Raw genomic sequence first — 20,064 nt, forward strand, 5'->3', positions numbered from 1 at the left:
CAGAGAGGGGAATTTTTTTTGCAATTTTTTGTGAATTTTTTAACTTACTGAATTTTCTAATTGTCTTTTCTTTGAATTTAAATAACAGGTTGGTTTATAATAAGGTTCAGGAAGGGGGAGAGAAAAGATGCACGATTATGTGACTAGAGTTGTTTTTCGCTACATGCTTCTTTTCGTTCTTCTGTATGGTCTTTATGTTATCATGCATGGTCATCTTTCACCCGGAGGCGGTTTTTCCGGTGGGATGATAGTCGGTTTGGGATTTCTCCTTTACATCCTGATCTTTGGCCAACTCTGGGATAAAAGCTTCCGCCAGATGATTATCGACCTGGCAATAATTTTTGTCGGTTTCGGCGGCATTCTTGAAATTTCAAAATTCCTGATTCCACATGAACATGGACCGATCGGTGTTCCGGGAACTTTATTCAGCGTTGGAATAATTTCTGTTGCAAATTTCGGTATCGGTATCCTCGTTACCAGCACTATCTTAGCCATTTATTACATGATCAGCGAGGAGGCCTAACCGGTGAATTTCGAACTGCTTATCGTTAACTTCCCTTACTTTGTTACCATCATTCTCTTTTCAATGGGCACCTTGATTGTTTTAACTCAGCATAACCTGATAAAGAAAGTAATTGGAATTAATATAATTCAAACTGCAATCTTCTTATTTTTTATAGTTGTCGGTAATATACATGGCGGAGTCCCCCCCATCTATGATCCCCAGCTTACAGATGTTATCTATATTAACCCGCTTCCTTCATGTTTGATGCTGACAGGTATTGTCGTTAGTTTCAGCGTTACCGCTTTTGCCCTGGCATTAATTGTCAAGCTCTATATTTATTACGGTACAATCAGCGCTCCAAACTTCATGAAAATGAAATAGAGGTGAACACACTTATGGACCCCTTTTCGAAACTACCCTTTCTCTGCGTCATCGGTACTTTGATCGCCTCTTTTTGTATGCCCGTTCTGGCGAGATGGAAAAGAGAATTCTGTGCTCCTCTGGCAACAGTTGTAACCGGCGCTGTTTTTTCTACCACTCTGGTAATCGGCTACCATATCAGGCAGGGTAACGTTATACATTATGCCGTATCCGGCTGGCAGCCCCCATGGGGCATCGAAATAGTTGTTGATTCTCTCTCCAGTATGATGCTTATGCTGCTCTCGGGATTGGCATTCGCAATACTTATCTACAGTTTCGCTGCTATCAAGCATGAATTGGAAAGTATGGTAACAGGATGGTACTATACGGCTTATATGCTCTGCCTGGCAGGGATGATGGGCCTGGTTATTACAAATGATATCTTTAATATGTATGTCTTTATAGAGGTTACAGGCTTGAGCGCCTGTGCCCTGGTTGCCAGTAAAGGCACCAGACTTTCTACAGAAGCTGCACTGAAGTACCTGCTTCTGGCAACAATCGGTTCGGGCTTTATCCTCTTCGGAATAGGTTTTATTTATATGATAACCGGTAACCTGAACCTGACTTTTATCGCACAGGAACTTGCTCTGGTGAAGGATTCATACCCATTCCTGATCTGGACTGCACTCAGCTTCTTTGTCGTTGGCTTCGGAGTTAAATCGGCGCTCTTTCCCCTCCACCTCTGGCTGCCTGATGCGCATTCTTCCGCTGCCTCTCCTTCAAGTGCAGTTTTATCCAGCCTGGTTGTGAAGGTCTATATAATTGCTTTCCTGAAGATTTTATTTATCGCTTTCGGCCTGGAAATATTCCACGAAACTTTTATCCGGCATCTAATCCTGGTTTTAGCGATTATTGCCATGCTTGCCGGTTCATTTTTTGCCTTTGTGCAGATCGAAACTAAAAGACGGCTTGCCTATTCTACCGTGGCCCAGATTGGTTATGTTTTCCTCGGTATAGGCCTGGGAACTCCCTGGGGTATGGCTGCCGGAATGCTTCATATTGTTGTCCACGCCTTTATGAAGACCTGTCTCTTCCTTTGTACAGGTGCAGTGTATTACCAGACCGGCCGCAAGCAGGTTAACCAGTTTTCAGGGCTGGGTTACAGTATGCCGATCACGATGGGAGCTTTCACTGTCGCTGCCTTCTCAATGGTCGGTATTCCGCTTTTCGGCGGTTTTATCAGCAAATACGGACTTGCCCTGGGCAGTCTCGAAGCAGATTTACCGCTGGTAATTGTTGTAATAATTTTAAGCGGTTTGTTAAATGCAACATACTATTTCCCGATCATCGGTCAGGCATATTTTTCAATGGACGGGCATGATGATCATGACACAGCAAAAGTATTTAAGCGAGACCAGGTTCCATTGAGTATGTTGGTGCCGATTGTTCTTGTAGCCCTGGGTATCATTTATCTCGGAATTTTCCCGGGTGGTACACTTGATTTTATTAACCAGACTATTACGCGTCTGCTCTAAATTTAGATAAATATCGTCGGGAGGTGAACGCAGTGATTGAACGGATAAAAAGTGATCTATTGGGATCTCTCTTCATATTCTCACTGCTGATGGTTTTCTGGCTTCTCATCTCAGCAAGCGTAAGCTGGCAGCATATCCTGGTCGGAGTCATATTCAGCGGTGCCCTGGCTGTTTTCTGGAGCAATCTCCACATACCGGGAGAATATAAAACAAGTTTTACAATCAAACAGTTCTATCTGCTGATAGTTTACTTCATTAAACTCGGCATTGATATTGTGCTGGCAAACATCAACGTGGCCATGATCGTGTTGAACCCCCGACTCCCAATATCACCGGGCATCGTGATCATGCGTTGTGATCTTGAAAGAAGCCTGGTCAGAGTTTTATATGTTAATTCTATCACCCTGACTCCGGGAACAATCACCGTTGAGCTTGAAGATAACCTTTTGATCGTCCATGCCTTAACGGAAGAAGTTGCTCATGGGTTGGAAGAATGGCCCTTGTATCAGAGACTGATGGAACTGGAGGGTGAGTATAGAAAATGATTACTTCCATTCTATATGGAGTTGTTGTAGTTTTATTGATTATATCTTTGCTGGCTATAGCCCGCGCATACAGCGGCCCAACAGCGCTGGACAGAATCGTTGCCATGAATATGATTACTACCAACGTCGTTCTCATCATCTTGATCTTTTCGTTCATCGATAAAAGTTATTATTACATAGACGTAGCCTTTGTTTTTGTATTGGGGGTTTTTATCGGAACCCTCTGTATACTGAAGCTACTGCGTGAAGGACATATTATTTAATCACAGGTTTTATCTGCCTGGGATTGGAGTGATTCGAATGACCCTTTTACAATATATAGCCTTATTTTTTATTTTTGGTGGTCTCTTCTTTTTAATAGTCGGCGTGGTCGGATTGATCCGCCTGCCCGATGTATTTACCCGCATGCATGCCATGGGTAAGTGCGACACCCTGGGGACCGGGATGATCCTGATCGGTTTAATGCTCTTTATCAGCGATATTACCAACGTTACCAAGCTGATCTTAATTTTGATCATGATCGCCACTATCAACCCGGTGATCACTCACCTTATCGCTAAAACAGCGTATAACAGGGGTACACCGATGGCTGAAGGCAGTTTTCTGATAAATGACTACGTAGCAGCGCAGCGCCGCAGAAGAAGACATCAGCTTGATGAAATGATGAGTAATGAGAAAGGGGGAGAAAGCATCTGATGATTGACGTTCTTATGGTCTTGTTACTGCTGGTATTAATCGTTACCGCATTTTCAATTTTTGTTTTTAACGATCTCCTCTACATCGTTATTATCTTTGGCGCATACAGTATGGTCATGTCGTTGATCTGGCAGCAGCTGAACTCTCCCGACCTTGCTATCACCGAAGCTGCTGTTGGTATCGGTATGACAGTATTAATGGTTACCGTTGTAACCAAAGTGGGGAGGCGCCCTGAATGATCGGCAAGATAATTTTTTATACGATGACTGTCATCCTGGTTGGTATGATATCTTTCATGCTGATGCTTGCAGTTACAGAGATGCCTGTCTACGGAAATATCGACAATCCTTCCAATAATTATGTTTATGAGCGTTATGTTTATAAAGGTGTCGAAGAAAGCGGCGGCACCAATATGGTTGCCAATATTCTTCTCGACTACAGGGGCTACGATACCCTGTTGGAATCTACGGTTCTGTTCTCAGGGGTTATAGCAATTATGTTGGTATGGGGTACCAGCACAGCCAACCATAAAGAGAAAGAGGACAAAAACCACTAATTTATCTAACCTGTCGGGAGAGGACGAATCCAAGATGGACTATACGGAATATATATTGTACCTGCCTCTTTTCATGATTGTCTTTCCAATATTGGGAGCACTAATTACCGGATTGGCTAAAGAAAATAATGATCGTCTCCGGAATCCTCTGGCCGTAATCGTCAGCCTGATCAGCGCAGTTGCAATGGTAATTATCCTCTTCCACTATTATTACAATGGAAGTTGGGAATTACTCTTACATCAAATAACCCCCGGATTGGAAATAAAGCTTCGGGTCGATCCTTTAGCCGCTCTTTTTGGCGGTACTGCTGGAATACTCTGGTTTTTCTCGGTTGTTTACTCCACAGGGTATATGGCCCATGAACATAACCGGCGGCGTTACTTCATTTTTTACCTTCTTTCCCTGGGTATGACCATGGGTATTGCCCTATCGGCAAACCTGCTTACTCTGTATATCTTTTACGAGTTTTTAACTATTTTCACCTACCCGCTCGTTGTTCATGAAGGAAATGATGAGGCCAAAAAAGCCGGTATCAAGTATATCATTTACAGCTTTGTCGGAGCCGGACTAATATTAATCGGATTGATTATCACCTATGGAAACATGGGAACCCTCGAGTTCGTCAGAGGTGGTATTGTCAATGTTTCCTCAGGATCCCTGCTGTTATGGAGATTGACTTTTGTCTCTTTTATTCTGGGATTCGGAGTTAAAGCGGCAGTGATGCCTCTCCACGCCTGGCTGCCTGCTGCAATGGCTGCACCCACCCCGGTCAGCGCTCTTCTCCATGCCGTCGCTGTTGTCAAATCGGGTGTATTCGGCATACTGAGGGTAATGTACTCTATATTCGGGATCACTGCTTTAATTGGCCTGCAAATGGGTTATTTTGTGGCCGGTCTGGTTTCCGTGACAATTCTTGTTGCCTCCATTATAGCCATGCAGCAGGATGTTCTTAAGCGTCGGCTCGCCTTTTCAACTATCAGCCAGCTCGGCTATATAACTCTCGGCGCAGGTCTTTTTAGCTCAATCGGGCTGGCTGGAGGGCTACTGCACATCATCAATCATGCACTGCTCAAAATAACTCTCTTTTTCTGTGCCGGGGCAATTATCACCGTTACAGGCAAAAAGAAAATCAGCGAACTTAACGGTCTTGGAAAGCAGATGCCGCTTACCATGATCGCATTTGCCATAGCCAGTATAGGAATGATCGGAATTCCTCCGGTAAACGGGTTTATCTCCAAATGGTACCTGATCCAGGGTAGCCTGGAAAGCGGAGCCTGGATTTTTATAGTAGTTTTAATCGGAAGCGCTCTTTTGAATGCCGCTTATTTCCTGCCCATTGTCATAAACGCTTTCTTTAAAGAGGGGGATTTCAAGGCGGTTAAAGGACCTGAAGCACCACTTACCATGCTAATTCCAATATTAGTACTGGTAGCCGGATGCCTTATAGTCGGGACTAACCTGCAGCTGACAGTGCCATTTTTCAACGATATCGCAAACTACCTGTTCTACGCAGGAGGTAATTAAACCATGCCCCAGGAAACAATTTCATACTTACCATTGATTGCCGTACTTGTTCCTCTCTTCTCTTTTGTAATGATTACCTGTGCCAAACAGGTTGCCTGGTGGCGCAACAGTTGGTCTTTAATCGGATCAGCTGGAACACTGGTCGCAGTTGTCATGATGTATCCCGATATATCAAAAGGCATTACACTTGTCCTGGACTTAGAGATGATTGTAACCCCCCTCGGTCTTACTTTCAGGGTTGACGGCCTCGGTTTCCTGATCGCCCTTCTTGCCTCATTTATCTGGTTGATGGCTACTGTGTTCGCCCTGGAATATATGAACCATGAGCATGACCAGGGACGATTCTTCATATTTTTCATGCTTACGCTTGCAGGAACAGTTGGCGTGCCCCTGGCTGGAGATCTATTAACGCTTTTGCTGTTCTTCGAATTAATGTCGCTGGCTTCATATGTTTTGGTTATTCATACCCAGACCCGGGAAGCATTCAGCGCCGGCCATATCTATCTTTATCTTGGCATTTTCGGCGGAATGTGTCTGCTTACCGGAATCGGACTTATTTATTTTAACACCGGTACTTTGTCCATAACCCAGCTGCCCGGTTTGGTAGAAGGTATTAATAACTATCTATTATTAGCCGGACTGCTGCTGATTATCGGGTTCGGGATCAAGGCTGGTATGGTGCCCCTGCATATCTGGCTTCCACTGGCTCACCCGGTAGCACCGGCACCTGCCAGCGCACTCCTTTCGGGGATCATGATCAAAACGGGTGCATACGGGATAATCAGAACTTTAACCATGCTTTACACTCCGGATGCAAACCTCCTCTCGATGGAAAATCTGGCAGCCGGTGTAGAGAGCCTCTGGTCAGTTGTATCTGATGCAGGATTTGTGATCATCTGGCTGGGAATTATAACCATGTTTTTTGGAGCATGCATTGCTCTCCTCCAGAACAACATTAAAAAAATGTTAGCCTGCAGCAGTATCAGCCAAATTGGTTATATCATAATGGGTATAGGCGTTGCCGCCTATTTGGGATATGAAGGGGCAATGGGACTTGGAGGTTCTGCCTATCATATTATTAACCATGCCTTCTTTAAATCCACTCTCTTCCTTGCTGCCGGAGCAATTGTTTATATGACCGGTGAACTGGATATGAATAAACTTGGCGGATTAAGATATAGGATGCCCTTCACCTCTGTAGTGGTACTGATTGCATCGCTCGGTATAGTGGGTATGCCCCTTTTTAACGGTTATGCCAGTAAAACCCTGCTGCACCACGCAATTGTCGAGGCTTACGAACATCACCATGTCTACTCGCTTTTTATCGCTGAAAAAATATTCACCCTGACCAGCGCGGGAACAGTCTGTTACTTCCTCAAGTTTCTTTACTTCACATTCTGGAGACCTGCTCCTGACAGCCTGCCTGAAGTGAGTAAAGAACCCCTTTTGATGAAGGTCGGGATGGGGACCTTAGCTGCAAGTATGCTCTTTATCGGTTTTTCACCAAACCTGATCCTTAACAAATTAGTTGTTCCATCATTGAGCACCTTTACTCTTGATTCTTACCTGGTTAGTTACCTGGCCAAGAGCAACTTCTGGAAGTTTGAAGATCTCGGAGCCGTAGCCATTGCCCTGGTACTGGGTGCAGGCTTTTTCTATATAGCTCAGAAGACGAATGTATATCGCCTTCGTGTTCCTTACTGGCTCGGGCTAGAATTTCTTGGTAGCCTGGTTGGCAAGTTAGCAATAATCTTCTGGATCATAATTACCCTACCCTTCGTAGCCATTCAGAACATCTTAAACAGGCTGTTTGAAATACTTTACCGTAGAATATTTACATTCCTTCAATCGGTAGATTACCGGCCAGGTCAAAAGGCAATCTTCAGGTCGATCAATATAAGCAACATCGATTTCGATATGATGCTCGTGATCGTTTCCTTCAGTGTAATTTTAATCGTTGTATTTTATCTGCGCTTTGGGCTGAAGATATTTAATTTATAAACAAAAAGGATTTGCATCTACTAAACATTAAGCGGGAGCAACCTAAACAGTTGCTCCCGCTTTTTCACTTATAATGCTTCGTATTGATATATTGATTACGTCTTGCTTACTTCTTCTCTGCCATCGGAACAGCGACAACTTTAATTTTACCAAACTGCGAACGGGCAGTGTAATGTTCAATCATGGGTACAAAAGCATTCATGATCAGGATGGAATAAGCAACCCCTTCCGTAATCATAAAGCCAACCCTGAAAAGTACTATTAAAGCGCCGATAGCAATTCCGTAGATGATCTTACCATTATCGGTCATTGGACTGGTAACCCAATCAGTAGCCATGAAGAATGCACCGATTATTATACCACCCGTTACCAGGTGTAAAAGCGGATTTTCTCCAACAATCAGATTTAAAATAATCATGGTTCCCAATATTGATACAGGGATCCTCCAGCCAATATGTTTTTTATAAAACAGGTATGCCGCACCGATAAGCAGGGCAAACGGCGATACCTCCGAAAGCGCTCCGGCAGGAAAGGCAAAAAAGAGCTGGCTTATCGGCGGCATTTCCAGACCTGCCCTCATCATTGCCAATGGAGTGGCCTGTGTAATTGTATCCAGCGGCCCGAGGTGTATGGCCAGCGGTTGAAACCACTGGTTTATATAGGCATAAGCGGGGGCCAGAATAATTAATGCCACACGGCCAAATAATGCAGGGTTAAAACGGTTCCAACCCAGACCACCAGCCAGTTCCTTAGCTATACCGACAGCAATAAATGTTGCCAGAGCAGCCTTATACCATGGAGTGGTTGCCTGGAACAAGAGGGCAACAAATAAGCCGGTCAGCAAAGCGCTCCAGTCGTGTAGAGCGGGTTTCCTGTGCATTAACTTCTTAAAAAGAAGTTCAGTCAAAACTGCAGTTACCAGACATACCGCGATAGTCAGTGCGGCATAATACTGGAAGAAATATATGGATACCAGCGTGACCGGCATTAGAGCGATGAAAACATCACGCATAGCATATGTAACTGTTTCGTAACTCTTAATGTGAGGAGATGGTGTTACAACAAACTTCTGGGCATCACTCACTACTAAAATACCTCCTTTTCCCCATAAATTTAATTACCGCTTGTTCCTCATCTGAATGATCAGCGGTTTTGTGCGCTGAACCAGCTGGGTGATTGGTCTCTTCGACGGACATACATAGGCGCATATGCCGCATTCAATACAATCCATTGTGTTCCAAAACTCAGCCTCTTCAATCATGCCCGCTTCACAGTAAATGCTGATCTGATTCGGATAGAGCAACATGGGGCAATGCTCAACACATTTACAGCAGCGAACACAATCGGAATACTCCATATCTTCGAGTGCCATATCCGGAGGTAGCACAACTACACCTGTTGTTCCTTTAACTACCGGAACATCAAGATTTTCCTGTGCTCTTCCCGTCATAGGACCACCAACAACAACCTTTGCCGGTTCGGCAACTATCCCCCCACACTCTTCAATTAAATGCCTGAGAGGAGTACCTATTTTCACCAACAGGTTCTGAGGATCTTTAATATTCTGACCTGTTACCGCAACCACTCTCTCTATGAGTGGTTTGTTAAACTTAACCGCCTCATAAATGGCAACGCAGGTCCCAACATTCTGGATAATACAGCCCACATCAAAGGGTAGCCCACCGGAAGGAATTTCCCGGTCAAGCGCTGCTTTAACCAGGTGCTTTTCCGAACCCTGAGGGTACTTAGTCGGCATTCTTAACAAAACAATCCCTGGATCATCATTCTCCTGACGAACAGCCTCTATTGCATCATCCTTGTTATCTTCGATGCAGATAAAAGCCTGCTCAACACCGAGCATTTTCATGAGCAGCTTAACGCCCTGAAGCAGTTCCTTTGCTTTTTCAAGCATGATCCGATGATCACAGGTTAAATATGGCTCACATTCACAGCCGTTAACAATCAAAGTGTCCACTTTTTTATCCGGCGGTGGGCTCAGTTTAACCGCTGTCGGAAAAGCTGCACCACCCATTCCTACAATACCGGCTTCTTTCACTGCATTAATTATATCTTCTTTAGTGACTTTTTCTAGATCGTTATCGGCGAGTTTAAGTTCATCCTGTTCCTTATCGACAGCGATTACAATACTATCAATCATCTGCCCGGTGACAAATGGCCTGGGTTCAATAGCTGTAACTGTACCGGAAAGGCTGGCGTGGACTGGAGCACTGACAAACTTATCGGTTGCCCCGATTTTCTGTCCTGCCTTAACTTTATCACCAACTTTTACCAAAGGCTCATTTGGAGCGCCTGTATGCTGTAAAAGAGGAATGATTATCTCTTCAGGCAGAGATGCTTTTTTAATCTCTTTATGCTCTGTAAAGCTTTTATAGTGGGGTATATGAATCCCACCAAAAAACTGTTTTACTTCCACTTGATTTCACCTCCCGGTTTATTTTGATTTAGCTTTAGCTTCCTCAACGCGCTTGCTCTGTGAACGGTTGGTCCATAAGCCCAGGGCAACAGCAATAACGACGAATACGCGCAATGGAGCATAGATTGTATTCCAAAAACGGGTCTGCAGTGGCACCTGTGGATCTGCCGGAAAACCATATTTTTCAGGTTTATCAGCCAGGACATAAAGCATCCCTGTACCGCCAACTTCATCTAAGCCATACAAAGTAGCATTAACTTTGCCTGCTGCCTTTAAATGCTCAACCCTTGCCCTTCCATTCGAAATCAGTTCACGACTGTCACCGAATGTAATTGAGCCGGTTGGGCAGGCATTGGCGCATGCCGGTTTTAATCCGCTCTGAAGCCGGTCATGACAGAAAGTACACTTTCGAGCCTTATTGGCCAGGCGATCAAACCCTATTACATGGAAAGGGCAGGCGGCAACACAGTAGTTGCAACCAATACACTTAACTTCATCCACCTTAACGGTATCATATTCAGTGCGGTAGATTGCCCCTGCCGGACAGGCCATCATGCAGGCAGCATCGCTGCAGTGCATGCAGCCCTGCTTTACCATCAACCAGTCCATCCCACCATTTTCACCATCATGTTCGCGGTACATAATTCGCATCCAAGTAATAGATGAAAGGCCAGGTGGATTTTCATATGTGCCGGTAAAGGTTGTATCCTCGGCGGGATTCTGGTTCCATTGTTTACATGCAACCTGGCACCCGCGACATCCTATACATTTGGAGGCATCGATTAAACAAATTGGTTTAGCCATTTAAACTGCCCTCCTTACGTTGCAGAGGAATGCCTTATATTCGGGGATTGTTGTATTAGGATCTCCGACCGATGGGCTCAGGTCATTGGTTACCGCACCTGTGCTCATCCCTTTGAAGCCCCAGTGCCATGGCATTCCGACAACATGCTTTTTCACGCCGTTGATCATCATCGGTTTGAAACGCTTGGTTACACAGGCTTTTGCTTCAATACTATCCTGTTCGCCATTTTTAAAGAGCCTCTTACTTTCTATTTGCACTTTATCCCCGTTGCTGACACCAAGTTCCTCTGCCAGTTCTTCACTAATTTCAATAAAAAGTTCCGGCATCAATTCGTTCAGCCAGGGGAGGTTTCGGGTTACAATACCCGTCTGGTAATGTTCAACAATCCGGTAAGTAGTCATAATGAAGGGATACCTTTCCCTCTCTTCATCTGTTTCCACGGTATGGTCTTCGTAGAACCTCTGACTGGCCGGATTATAGGTAGCTCTGGGATATAGCAGGTTAGCTACCGGGCTGTCAGCAGGCTCAAAGTGAGCCGGGAAGGGCCCGTCACGCAGAGCATTTACGCTATACAATCTTCCAACACCTTCGGGCAGCATGATAAATGGATTTTCTGTCGACTGCTCGAATGTATAGCTTCCGGGTATGTCAGGGACATCGTTACCGACCCATTTCTGCTGGGTTTCATCCCACCAAATTACAGGCTTATCGGGATTCCAGGGTTTACCTTCAAGGTCACATGATGCCCGGTTATAAATGATCCTGCGGTTAAGCGGCCAGGCAAAAGCCCAGTCCTTATTGAAGCCCAACCCTTCCCGTTCTTTAATCCTCTTCTTGGTGGCGGGATTCTCCAGGTTATTATAGTATCCGCTGTAGAGCCAGTTGCCGCAGGCTGTGGAACCATCGGCCTGTAGACCGACAAAGTTGGTAACGAGAGAACCATCGGCAACACGATAGCCGTTCAGCTCCTTGCAGACTTTTACAATATCAATTTCACCATCAGGGCCATCGTAATCCCAGGCAATATTGGTTACCGCCTCAGATACTGTTCCTCCTTCAGACTGGTAAAGCGCCTGGACCCGTTTGAACAGTTCGTTTACGATCCAGAGATCAGCTTTAGCTACTCCTGGGGGTTCCTGGGCTTTCCATGCCCACTGGATCCAGCGTCCACTGTTAGCCTTGCTGCCTTCTCTTTCATATCCTGAAGCAGCGGGGAGAATAAAGACCTCGGTGTCAATTTCTGCCGGATTCATACCGGGAGCCTGCCAGAAAGAAGCAGTTTCATTTTCAAACATATCGACCGAGAGCAACCACTTCAGGTTCTTCTGGTAACTGCGTTTTGCACTGGCCGATGGACCGGAAACAGCCGGGTTATCTGCCCAGCAGATCATACCTTCAACTTTTCCTTCACCCATATCCCTGTACTGGGCAATATGTGAATGATCCAGACCGTCCAGTTTGGGGAACCACTGATAACCAAAATCGTTGGCTGGGGTAGCCTTGTTACCGTAGAAAGCTTTCAACAGGCTGACCATGTATTTCGGTCTGTTGGTCCACCAACCGGCAGGAGGAGTTGTTGCATTATAAGCCTCGAGGGTAGGTGTCGAAGCCTGCTGAGGTGTAGGCATATATCCCGGAATAATGTGATAAAGCATGGCCATGTCGGTTGATCCCTGAACATTTGATTGACCACGCTGGGCATTAACCCCACCGCCGCATATTCCCATGTTACCGAGTAAGAGCTGAACAACAGCTATTGCTCTGACATTCTGGGCTCCGTGTGTAAACTGAGTGATACCCATGGCATACATGATATTACCGGCTTTACCGGCCTGGCCGGTACTGCTGTATAACTCGTAAGACTGCCTTAGAACCTCAGGGTCAGCTCCGGTAATTTTGCTGATATTTTCCAGGGTATATTTGCTGTAGTGCTTTTTCATCAACTGCAGAACACAGTTGGGATCCTCAAATGTGGGGTCTTTAAGGACATTACCTTCCTCGTCACGCTGGTACATCCAGGTTGCCTGGTTATAACTTGTAGCCTTACGAACCTGATCATCAAAGGCACCCGAGAATAAACCGGTTTCTTCATCAAAAGAATATTCTGCGTTGACCAGGTAGGAAGCATTAGTATAGTTTTCAACATATTCCTTGTGGTACAGTTCGTTTTCGAGGATATAATGCATCAAACCGCCAAGGTAAGCAATGTTTGTTCCCGGGCGAATTTGAACATGAAGATCTGCAACAGCAGCGGTCCTTGAAACCCTTGGATCAACAACAAGTAGTTTTGCACCTTTTGTGTCACGGGCTTTTTGAATCCATTTCATTGAGATGGGGTGATTTTCAGCGGTGTTGCCACCGATATTCATAAAGACATCGCTGTGCTGATAATCGTTCCAGTGATTGGTCATTGCCCCTCTTCCGAATGTGGCGCCAAGACCGGCGACCGTAGAAGAGTGTCAGAGACGGGCGCAGTGATCAATATTGATCATACCCAAAGCCCTTCCCATCTTGTGAAACAGGTAGTTTTCTTCATCTGTGCAGAAAGCGCTGCCGAGCCAGGAAATAGCTTCGGTGCGGTTAACCGTTACCCTCTGCCCTCCGACATCAACCGATTCTACAAAGTTTGTGTCGCGAGAATCTTTGATTCTTTTCGCCAGCTCATCAAGCATCCAATCCCAGTCTTTTTCTTCATAACTGCTGGCGCCCGGAGCGCGGTATAGCGGTTTTGTCAAACGCTTCGGGTTGGGGACGGGTTTTCCTTTTTCATTATAGATGTAAGATACGTTGAAATGAGAACTTCCCTTGCTGCAGAGTGTGCCTTCGTTGATCGGATGATCCGGATCACCCTCGGCATTTACAATTACTCCGTCCCGTACATTGCAGATAACCCCACAACCAACTCCACAGAAAGTACATACTGTATGAAATTCTTGAGTGTACTTGATGCGCAAAGGCTCTGGGGTAGACGCATATGCCTTACGCAAACCTATACCGGTCAAAGTTGCAGCAGCAGCCGTTGCGCCGGTAAGTTTTAAAAAGCTGCGTCTCGATAACTCCATAAGTAAATCCACCTCCTAATCTTATCTGTCCACTACCTCACTATCATTGATCCACTCCAGGCCGGAGCCCGGGTTAAATCCTTCTTTCTTCGCCAATAAATCATAATCAAGCGTGGCAAGGTTGTGTATGGTTAGAACTAAACTACCATCCACATTAAACTTTCGAGCATCAAAGATCTTATAGTAATGGCAGCATTTTTTGCAAAAGTTCACCCGGCATTTTTCACTCTCTTCAGTGGTAAAATAACCGAGTTCTTTTTGTTCTTCATTACTGCAAAACGGACATTTAATGCGGGCATGTACCCAAGAAGTGCCGCACAACCAACACTCCAACTCCTTGGCTCCATCTTCAGTTCTAAGGATTCCGAAATGGGGCTTTTCCCCGCATAATGGGCATTCCCCTCCCTCCCACAGGTCTGTTCTTAAGACCTTTGATATCGAATTTAAATGCTGCCGGTGAAAAGAAGATTGCGTTACAGAAAAAAGAAACGTAGCCAGATCTTTTTCCAGCACCGTTTCATTAATCAGCATATCATGTAACAGGTTCAATTCATTCTTATAAATTCTGTCCTGTGATTCAGAAAGAAACCGTTCAAGAATTTCTCGTAAAATAACCATATTGGGTTGCAATCCGGGGCTATATTTTTCCATAATTTTGCTGAGGTTTGAAAGTAATTCGACAAAATCCTCAGTCTTAATAGCAAGGTCATATTTTAATGACATTCCTTCTCTGATTTGATCCTCTAACTTATCCTGCTCTTCAAGAGCTACTACTTCAGGAGGATTTTTCATAAAAAAATCGCTTATACCCTTGAAGATGGCTTCAATAACCGGCGCAGCCTTATCAAAATCTTTATAAATCCTCCTGCATCTTTCTATTTCATCCTGGTATTTCCTATACTGTGTCAGATTCAAAAGACAGTACTCCTTAAGTTGATTAAAATTTTCCATTTATCTACATAATACGGAAATTTGTGATTTATAGAACTTTCTCCCTTAAAAAAACACTTCCTCTCCTTATTACATACTTTATAATTATCGCATAAGGTCAATTTTGTGTCAAGAAATGCAGCCGCTAATTTTCCCAATACTTCAGGGCATTTCGAACCGTTTCGGTTATATATAATAAACATGAAATTATTTAACTGGTCACTTTCAATATTTACATATATTATAAGATATAATATCGATATCATATCAATTAATTATTTTATTCACAACCCTTGCAAGGCTTATAGATTGAAGTTATAATATTTTCACGATATATGCGCCTGTAGCTCAGGGGATAGAGCAACGGATTCCTAATCCGTGTGCCGCAGGTTCGATTCCTGCCAGGCGCACCATATAATTACGTAAACCGCGGTATAACCGCGGTTTACATTTTTATCGCTCTTCCTCTTTAATTATCGAATGAAGAAAACAGATTATTCAATGATTCTGATAAGGTTGGATGAGCAAAAATTGTGTCGCGTATAGTTGTATACGGCACATTGCCAAGCATGGCCATCTGCAGAATCGCCATTATTTCTCCACCTTCAAGCCCAAGTATGGCTGCACCCAATATCTGGTCAGTATTAACATCAACAATAGCTTTCATCATACCGGCTGTTTCATCTGTTTCAAGGGCACGCGCAACCCAACTCATCGGCATTTTCGCCACACGATAGTTATATCCATGTTTCTCTGCTTCTTTTTCAGTTAATCCAATCCGGCCAAGTTGAGGATCAATAAAAACCACATAAGGTACTTGTCTGCCGGTAGTTACTGCATTTCCGTCTTGTAGCAAATTTTTACTGAGTATCCTGTAATCATCATAAGAAATATGAGTAAAAGCCGGGCCTCCGTTTACATCGCCAATAGCGTATATACCGGATACAGCCGTTTCCAGATTATCGTTTACAGCTATAAACCCGCGCTCATTTATTTTCAGACCGGTCAATTCCAGATTGAGAGCAGCTGTGTTCGGGTTCCGTCCTGTCGCGACCAGCAGATGGCTGCCACGAATTAATTTTTCTTGGTCATCTTTTACTATAGTCAAGGCAATATGATTATTCCCCGAAGCCGCCACTTTTTCCGGTTTACTTTGTAGAATAATTTCTATACCATCGTTTTTTAAAATTTTGTATACCTCTTCGGCTATGTCCCGATCCTCTCTGGAAAGAAGCTGATCTCCCCTATGCAAAATTGTTACTTTAGAACCAAATCGACGGAACATTTGACCGAATTCCAGGCCCACATATCCTCCGCCTATAATTATCAAGTGCTCCGGCAGATCATCTATCTCCATAATAGATGTTGAATCAAGCGCTTTAATACTATCCATGCCCGGGATATGAAGCCTGGCAGGAGCAGCGCCGGTGTTAATAACAATGGTATCAGCCTTAATTAAATCATAGCCTCCACCTGTATAATCAACCTTAAGTTCTTTGATTCCGGTAAAACTTGCTTCACCTTCCAGCAATGTGAGCCCATCGGTTGAAAGCAGTCTTTTCCGGCTTCCGTTACGGAAACTTTCAACTAGATCCTGTTTTCGTTCACGTACTTTTAAGAAATCAACTGACCATTTTGCAGTTTCAATACCATAATCTTTTGCCCGGCTAACGAGATGGGCTACCCTTGCTGATGCAATCATTGTTTTGGTTGGAGTACAGCCTACATTTATACATGAACCTCCAATATACTTACGCTCAACCAGGGCAGTCTTATTGCCTGCTCTTGCCGAAGCCTGCGCAAGAGGTGTCCCACCTTGACCCGAACCGATGATTATCATGTCAAACATTTTCTTCTCAATGCTCATCGCTCAACCTTCCTTCCATATTACTATGTTCATATTTTATAATATAATCATACCCGGCAGAACTACTCAGTCGCTTAATAATATACCAGCTTTGAAAAGAGTTCATCCAGCGAAACTGTAGCAAATGATGTGGCATAATCAGCCATGGCATAGGGAATTATCAGTTCATTATTGTTGATTAGCGAACCACAGGAGTATATCACATTGGGCACATAACCTTCCCTTTCCTTTTCATCTGGACTCATCAATGGTTCACTGGTCTGACCCAAAACCTTAGTTGGATTTTCCAGATCAAGTAAGGTTACTCCTATTGCATAACTTCTCATTGGTCCCACTCCGTGTGTTAGTAAAAGCCACCCTTTATCTGTTTCCAGCGGCGAACCGCAATTACCGATCTGAATAAACTGCCATGGAAATTGTGGTTCCTGAATTTTTAGTGCTTCATACCAGTAATGTATATTATCTGAAAACATAATATAATTATTTTCCCCATCTATACGCGAAACCATAGCATACTTGTTATTGATTTTTCTTGGAAAGAGAGCCATTCCTTTATTTTGGGCATACTCACCGTTCAGCGGCATAATTTTAAAGTGGTAGAAATCCCTGGTTTCTAAAAGTTTGGGTAGTATCGTATAACCGTTGTATGCAGTATAAGTAGCATAATAAATATATGAACCATCGTCATCAATAAACTTCACAAAACGGGCATCTTCTATACCATTACGTTCCGTGTCGGAGATTGGAAAGATCACCCTTTCAGAGATAGCTGTATCAAGAGAGAATGTAATCTCATAGTGTGAATTGGCCAGCCAATCACAATCCTTGACAACCTTTTTTTGCAGAGGGCTTAAATCATCATTTTTCATGGACTCTTCGATACTGCTCTGTAGCTCTTCATATGTAAAATGGTCATCAAGTCGTTCGATAACCATTGTAATCAATTCTTTTTGAACGTCCATTTCGGATAGTTTATTAAAAAATTCATGTTTATTATAAATATGCTTTTTAACTGCTTCTGGGATATCAACCAGAGTGCCGATTGGTCTAAATGAAAGATCATTATTGCTGTTAATAATCCCACTCCTGAAGACGATGGAAGAAACATGTCCTTCACCGGTTGCCCTGAAGCTAACGATAACCTTCTTTTCACCTTCACTTAAAGCAGTTTGGTCAGGATCTTCAACAATTGATGGATTAAAGAATGCTGCTGCTTCAATCGAATATTCCATCGTAAAGTATGCGCCAATTAATAACGTCTTTTCTCGAGATATTTTTTCAGGATTGATTTCTAACTGTTCGACGAGATACTTAACATTATCGAAATGCTTTTCCAAAATTTTAGAGATGTTCCGGTGGCGCTGAGAAAAATTGATCAGCACCTGGTTTAAGGTAAGCCTTGTTTCCTCTTCCGGTAAAAACAGGGCTTTCTTAATAATATTTTTTGCACGTTCATCACTGCCCGGAAAATAAAAACGGGCAATTACTCTCTTCGAGTCCGGATAAAATTCAATATTTTTTCGATTAACCTTGATCGACATTAGATCAACTCCAACTCTTGAACATGATTGATTCAATTATACACAATTACAATTATTTTAGCACGAATATAATATATAAGAATGTTGCCATTTTTCTCGATAGTTTGCTATATATTAGATAGTGCGATATTATTTAGGAAAACACTTGGAGGGGAGAAGATACTGATGGATATCGGCCTGGTTGGGTTGGGGAAAATGGGCTACAACCTGTCACTTAATATGACTGAAAAGGGTCACCGGGTAGTAGCGTTAAGCCGCAGTAAAGAGAAAGCGGAAGCGTTAAGAAAAGAAGGGCTTGAAGGAACTGCTGACGTTGAAATTTTTATGTCTGCCCTCGGTGAACGAAAAGTGGTCTGGCTGATGGTTCCTGCCGGTGAACCCGTCGACCGGATGATCACAAAGCTGCTACCTTATCTCAGAAAAGGAGATATCGTAATTGACGGAGGTAATTCCCATTACCGCGACTCGATCAGAAGGACAGCCGAATTAGAACTTCAGATGGTAGATTATGTTGATGCCGGAATCAGCGGAGGACCGGAAGGTGCACGCCGGGGAGCCTGCATGATGATTGGATCTTCATTAGAGACATTTTCTTATTTAAGACCGCTCTTAGAAGATATATGTGTTGAAAATGGCTTCTTGCGAGTTGGTGAAAACGGAGCCGGACACTATGTAAAAATGGTCCATAACGGTATTGAATATGGAATGATGCAAGCTATAGCAGAAGGATTTGAACTTATGGATGAAGGACCTTTCAAGATTGATTACCAGGCGTTGGCCGAGCTCTGGAATAGCGGTTCGGTAATTCGCAGCTGGTTGATTCAACTGACCGGTCGCCTCTTTTCAGATGATCCGGACTTGAAACAGATCAAACCGATCATTGGTTCCTCGGGAACAGGCCTCTGGACTGTTGAAGAAGCATTGCTGAGAAAAGTTCCGGTACCGGTTATTGCGCAAGCCTTATTTGCTAGATATCGATCCGAACAGGAGAATAGTTTTTCCGCTCGCCTGGTAGCCGGATTACGCCGAGAATTCGGTGGACACGATATAGAAAAACCTTAGCGCTAGGATAATGACAGAAGGAGTTGTTGGTTTGATTAATGAAAAATGCATAATGATCATATTTGGCGGAACAGGCGATCTGGCTCACCGCAAACTGGTTCCTGCGATCTACAACATGCATCTTTCTGGCCAACTTCCGGAAAGTTTCGCCCTGCTGGGTACAGGCCGGAAACAAAAAAGCCATAAGCAATACCGTGATGAACTGGCAGTATCGGTAAAAAAATACTCAAGCCAGTCATTTAAAGAAAAACAGTGGAAAACACTGGCCAATAATATATATTATCACGATATTGATCCTCAGGATAATGACGGTTATCCAAGATTGAAAGAAACAGTAAAAGCCCTGTCACCCGGAACTAACAGCGAAGGCAATATTCTTTACTACCTGGCTCTCGCTCCTCAATTATTCAGCCCGGTTTCCACAAATCTGAAGCGTAATAATTTGAATTCTTCCCCTCACGGTTGGCGAAGGATCCTGATTGAAAAACCCTTTGGCTATAACCTGGCTTCGGCCAGGGAACTTAATGCAGTAATCACCGAAGCTTTCAGCGAAGAAAACATCTACCGCATAGACCATTACCTGGGCAAAGAAATGCTTCAGAATATCCTGGTACTTCGATTTGTAAACTGCATTTTTGAA

General features: G+C 43.8%; 19 protein-coding genes and 1 tRNA gene. 13 read left to right on the plus strand and 7 right to left on the minus strand.

Annotated elements, in window-relative coordinates:
* The first annotated feature begins 127 nt into the window (after positions 1–127).
* Genes SCJ97_07860 through SCJ97_07905 form a run of 10 tightly spaced genes read left to right on the plus strand, consistent with a single transcriptional unit; the run spans position 128 to position 7,723 of the window.
* On the plus strand, positions 128–523 hold the full coding sequence (locus SCJ97_07860; GenBank protein ID MDW7739952.1) for an MnhB domain-containing protein: 396 nt from the start codon (positions 128–130) through the stop codon (positions 521–523).
* A gap of 3 nt (positions 524–526) precedes the next feature.
* Positions 527–886 (plus strand): cation:proton antiporter subunit C, encoded by a 360-nt coding sequence (locus SCJ97_07865; protein MDW7739953.1) that lies wholly within the window; start codon positions 527–529, stop codon positions 884–886.
* 14 nt (positions 887–900) lie between these two features.
* Positions 901–2,400 (plus strand): monovalent cation/H+ antiporter subunit D family protein, encoded by a 1,500-nt coding sequence (locus SCJ97_07870; GenBank protein ID MDW7739954.1) that lies wholly within the window; start codon positions 901–903, stop codon positions 2,398–2,400.
* Between the two features lie 32 nt (positions 2,401–2,432).
* Positions 2,433–2,945 (plus strand): Na+/H+ antiporter subunit E, encoded by a 513-nt coding sequence (locus SCJ97_07875; GenBank protein MDW7739955.1) that lies wholly within the window; start codon positions 2,433–2,435, stop codon positions 2,943–2,945.
* Positions 2,942–3,208, plus strand: a complete 267-nt coding sequence (locus SCJ97_07880) for a monovalent cation/H+ antiporter complex subunit F (protein MDW7739956.1) — start codon at positions 2,942–2,944, stop codon at positions 3,206–3,208. Before SCJ97_07875 ends, SCJ97_07880 begins: the two co-directional genes overlap by 4 nt.
* A gap of 37 nt (positions 3,209–3,245) precedes the next feature.
* On the plus strand, positions 3,246–3,641 hold the full coding sequence (gene mnhG / locus SCJ97_07885) for a monovalent cation/H(+) antiporter subunit G (GenBank protein MDW7739957.1): 396 nt from the start codon (positions 3,246–3,248) through the stop codon (positions 3,639–3,641).
* Positions 3,641–3,880, plus strand: coding sequence for a hydrogenase subunit MbhD domain-containing protein (locus SCJ97_07890; GenBank protein ID MDW7739958.1), 240 nt, complete (start codon positions 3,641–3,643; stop codon positions 3,878–3,880). The genes mnhG and SCJ97_07890 overlap by 1 nt, the downstream gene beginning before the upstream one ends.
* Entirely contained in the window at positions 3,877–4,197 is a 321-nt protein-coding gene (mbhE, locus tag SCJ97_07895; GenBank protein MDW7739959.1) for a hydrogen gas-evolving membrane-bound hydrogenase subunit E, read from the plus strand. Before SCJ97_07890 ends, mbhE begins: the two co-directional genes overlap by 4 nt.
* Positions 4,198–4,231: 34 nt before the next feature.
* Entirely contained in the window at positions 4,232–5,722 is a 1,491-nt protein-coding gene (locus SCJ97_07900; GenBank protein MDW7739960.1) for a monovalent cation/H+ antiporter subunit D family protein, read from the plus strand.
* A 3-nt stretch (positions 5,723–5,725) separates the two neighbouring features.
* Positions 5,726–7,723, plus strand: a complete 1,998-nt coding sequence (locus tag SCJ97_07905) for a proton-conducting transporter membrane subunit (GenBank protein MDW7739961.1) — start codon at positions 5,726–5,728, stop codon at positions 7,721–7,723.
* A 106-nt stretch (positions 7,724–7,829) separates the two neighbouring features.
* Here the strand turns inward: SCJ97_07905 and SCJ97_07910 are convergent, their stop codons facing one another.
* From SCJ97_07910 to SCJ97_07930, 5 genes are read right to left on the minus strand one after another with little or no spacing between them, the layout of a single operon-like run.
* A complete protein-coding gene (locus SCJ97_07910; GenBank protein MDW7739962.1) occupies positions 7,830–8,807 on the minus strand; it encodes an RnfABCDGE type electron transport complex subunit D in 978 nt (325 codons plus the stop codon).
* Between the two features lie 33 nt (positions 8,808–8,840).
* Positions 8,841–10,157, minus strand: coding sequence for an electron transport complex subunit RsxC (gene rsxC, locus SCJ97_07915; GenBank protein MDW7739963.1), 1,317 nt, complete (start codon positions 10,155–10,157; stop codon positions 8,841–8,843).
* Positions 10,158–10,175: 18 nt separating this feature from the next.
* Positions 10,176–10,961, minus strand: a complete 786-nt coding sequence (locus tag SCJ97_07920; protein ID MDW7739964.1) for a 4Fe-4S dicluster domain-containing protein — start codon at positions 10,959–10,961, stop codon at positions 10,176–10,178.
* Positions 10,962–14,024 carry a formate dehydrogenase-N subunit alpha gene (gene fdnG / locus SCJ97_07925; protein MDW7739965.1) on the minus strand — a complete coding sequence of 1,021 codons (3,063 nt, stop codon included), beginning with the start codon at positions 14,022–14,024 and terminating at the stop codon, positions 10,962–10,964.
* 21 nt (positions 14,025–14,045) lie between these two features.
* A complete protein-coding gene (locus SCJ97_07930; GenBank protein ID MDW7739966.1) occupies positions 14,046–14,939 on the minus strand; it encodes a formate dehydrogenase accessory protein FdhE in 894 nt (297 codons plus the stop codon).
* Between the two features lie 352 nt (positions 14,940–15,291).
* Between SCJ97_07930 and SCJ97_07935 the strand changes: the two genes are divergently transcribed.
* A tRNA-Arg gene (locus SCJ97_07935) sits at positions 15,292–15,367 on the plus strand.
* 56 nt (positions 15,368–15,423) lie between these two features.
* Here the strand turns inward: SCJ97_07935 and SCJ97_07940 are convergent.
* Both SCJ97_07940 and SCJ97_07945 read right to left on the minus strand, forming a co-directional pair.
* Positions 15,424–16,821 carry a mercuric reductase gene (locus tag SCJ97_07940; GenBank protein ID MDW7739967.1) on the minus strand — a complete coding sequence of 466 codons (1,398 nt, stop codon included), beginning with the start codon at positions 16,819–16,821 and terminating at the stop codon, positions 15,424–15,426.
* Positions 16,822–16,895: 74 nt separating this feature from the next.
* Positions 16,896–18,362: a glycoside hydrolase family 130 protein gene (locus SCJ97_07945; protein ID MDW7739968.1), complete on the minus strand. Its 1,467-nt coding sequence runs from the start codon at positions 18,360–18,362 to the stop codon at positions 16,896–16,898.
* A 165-nt stretch (positions 18,363–18,527) separates the two neighbouring features.
* Here SCJ97_07945 and gnd point away from each other — a divergent pair, with 165 nt between their 5' ends.
* On the plus strand, positions 18,528–19,424 hold the full coding sequence (gene gnd / locus SCJ97_07950; GenBank protein ID MDW7739969.1) for a decarboxylating 6-phosphogluconate dehydrogenase: 897 nt from the start codon (positions 18,528–18,530) through the stop codon (positions 19,422–19,424).
* A 31-nt stretch (positions 19,425–19,455) separates the two neighbouring features.
* On the plus strand, positions 19,456–20,064 hold a 609-nt coding region (locus SCJ97_07955; GenBank protein MDW7739970.1), incomplete at its 3' end, for a glucose-6-phosphate dehydrogenase.

Source organism: Bacillota bacterium (assembly GCA_033549065.1).
Taxonomy (GTDB): domain Bacteria; phylum Bacillota; class Dethiobacteria; order DTU022; family DTU022; genus JAWSUE01.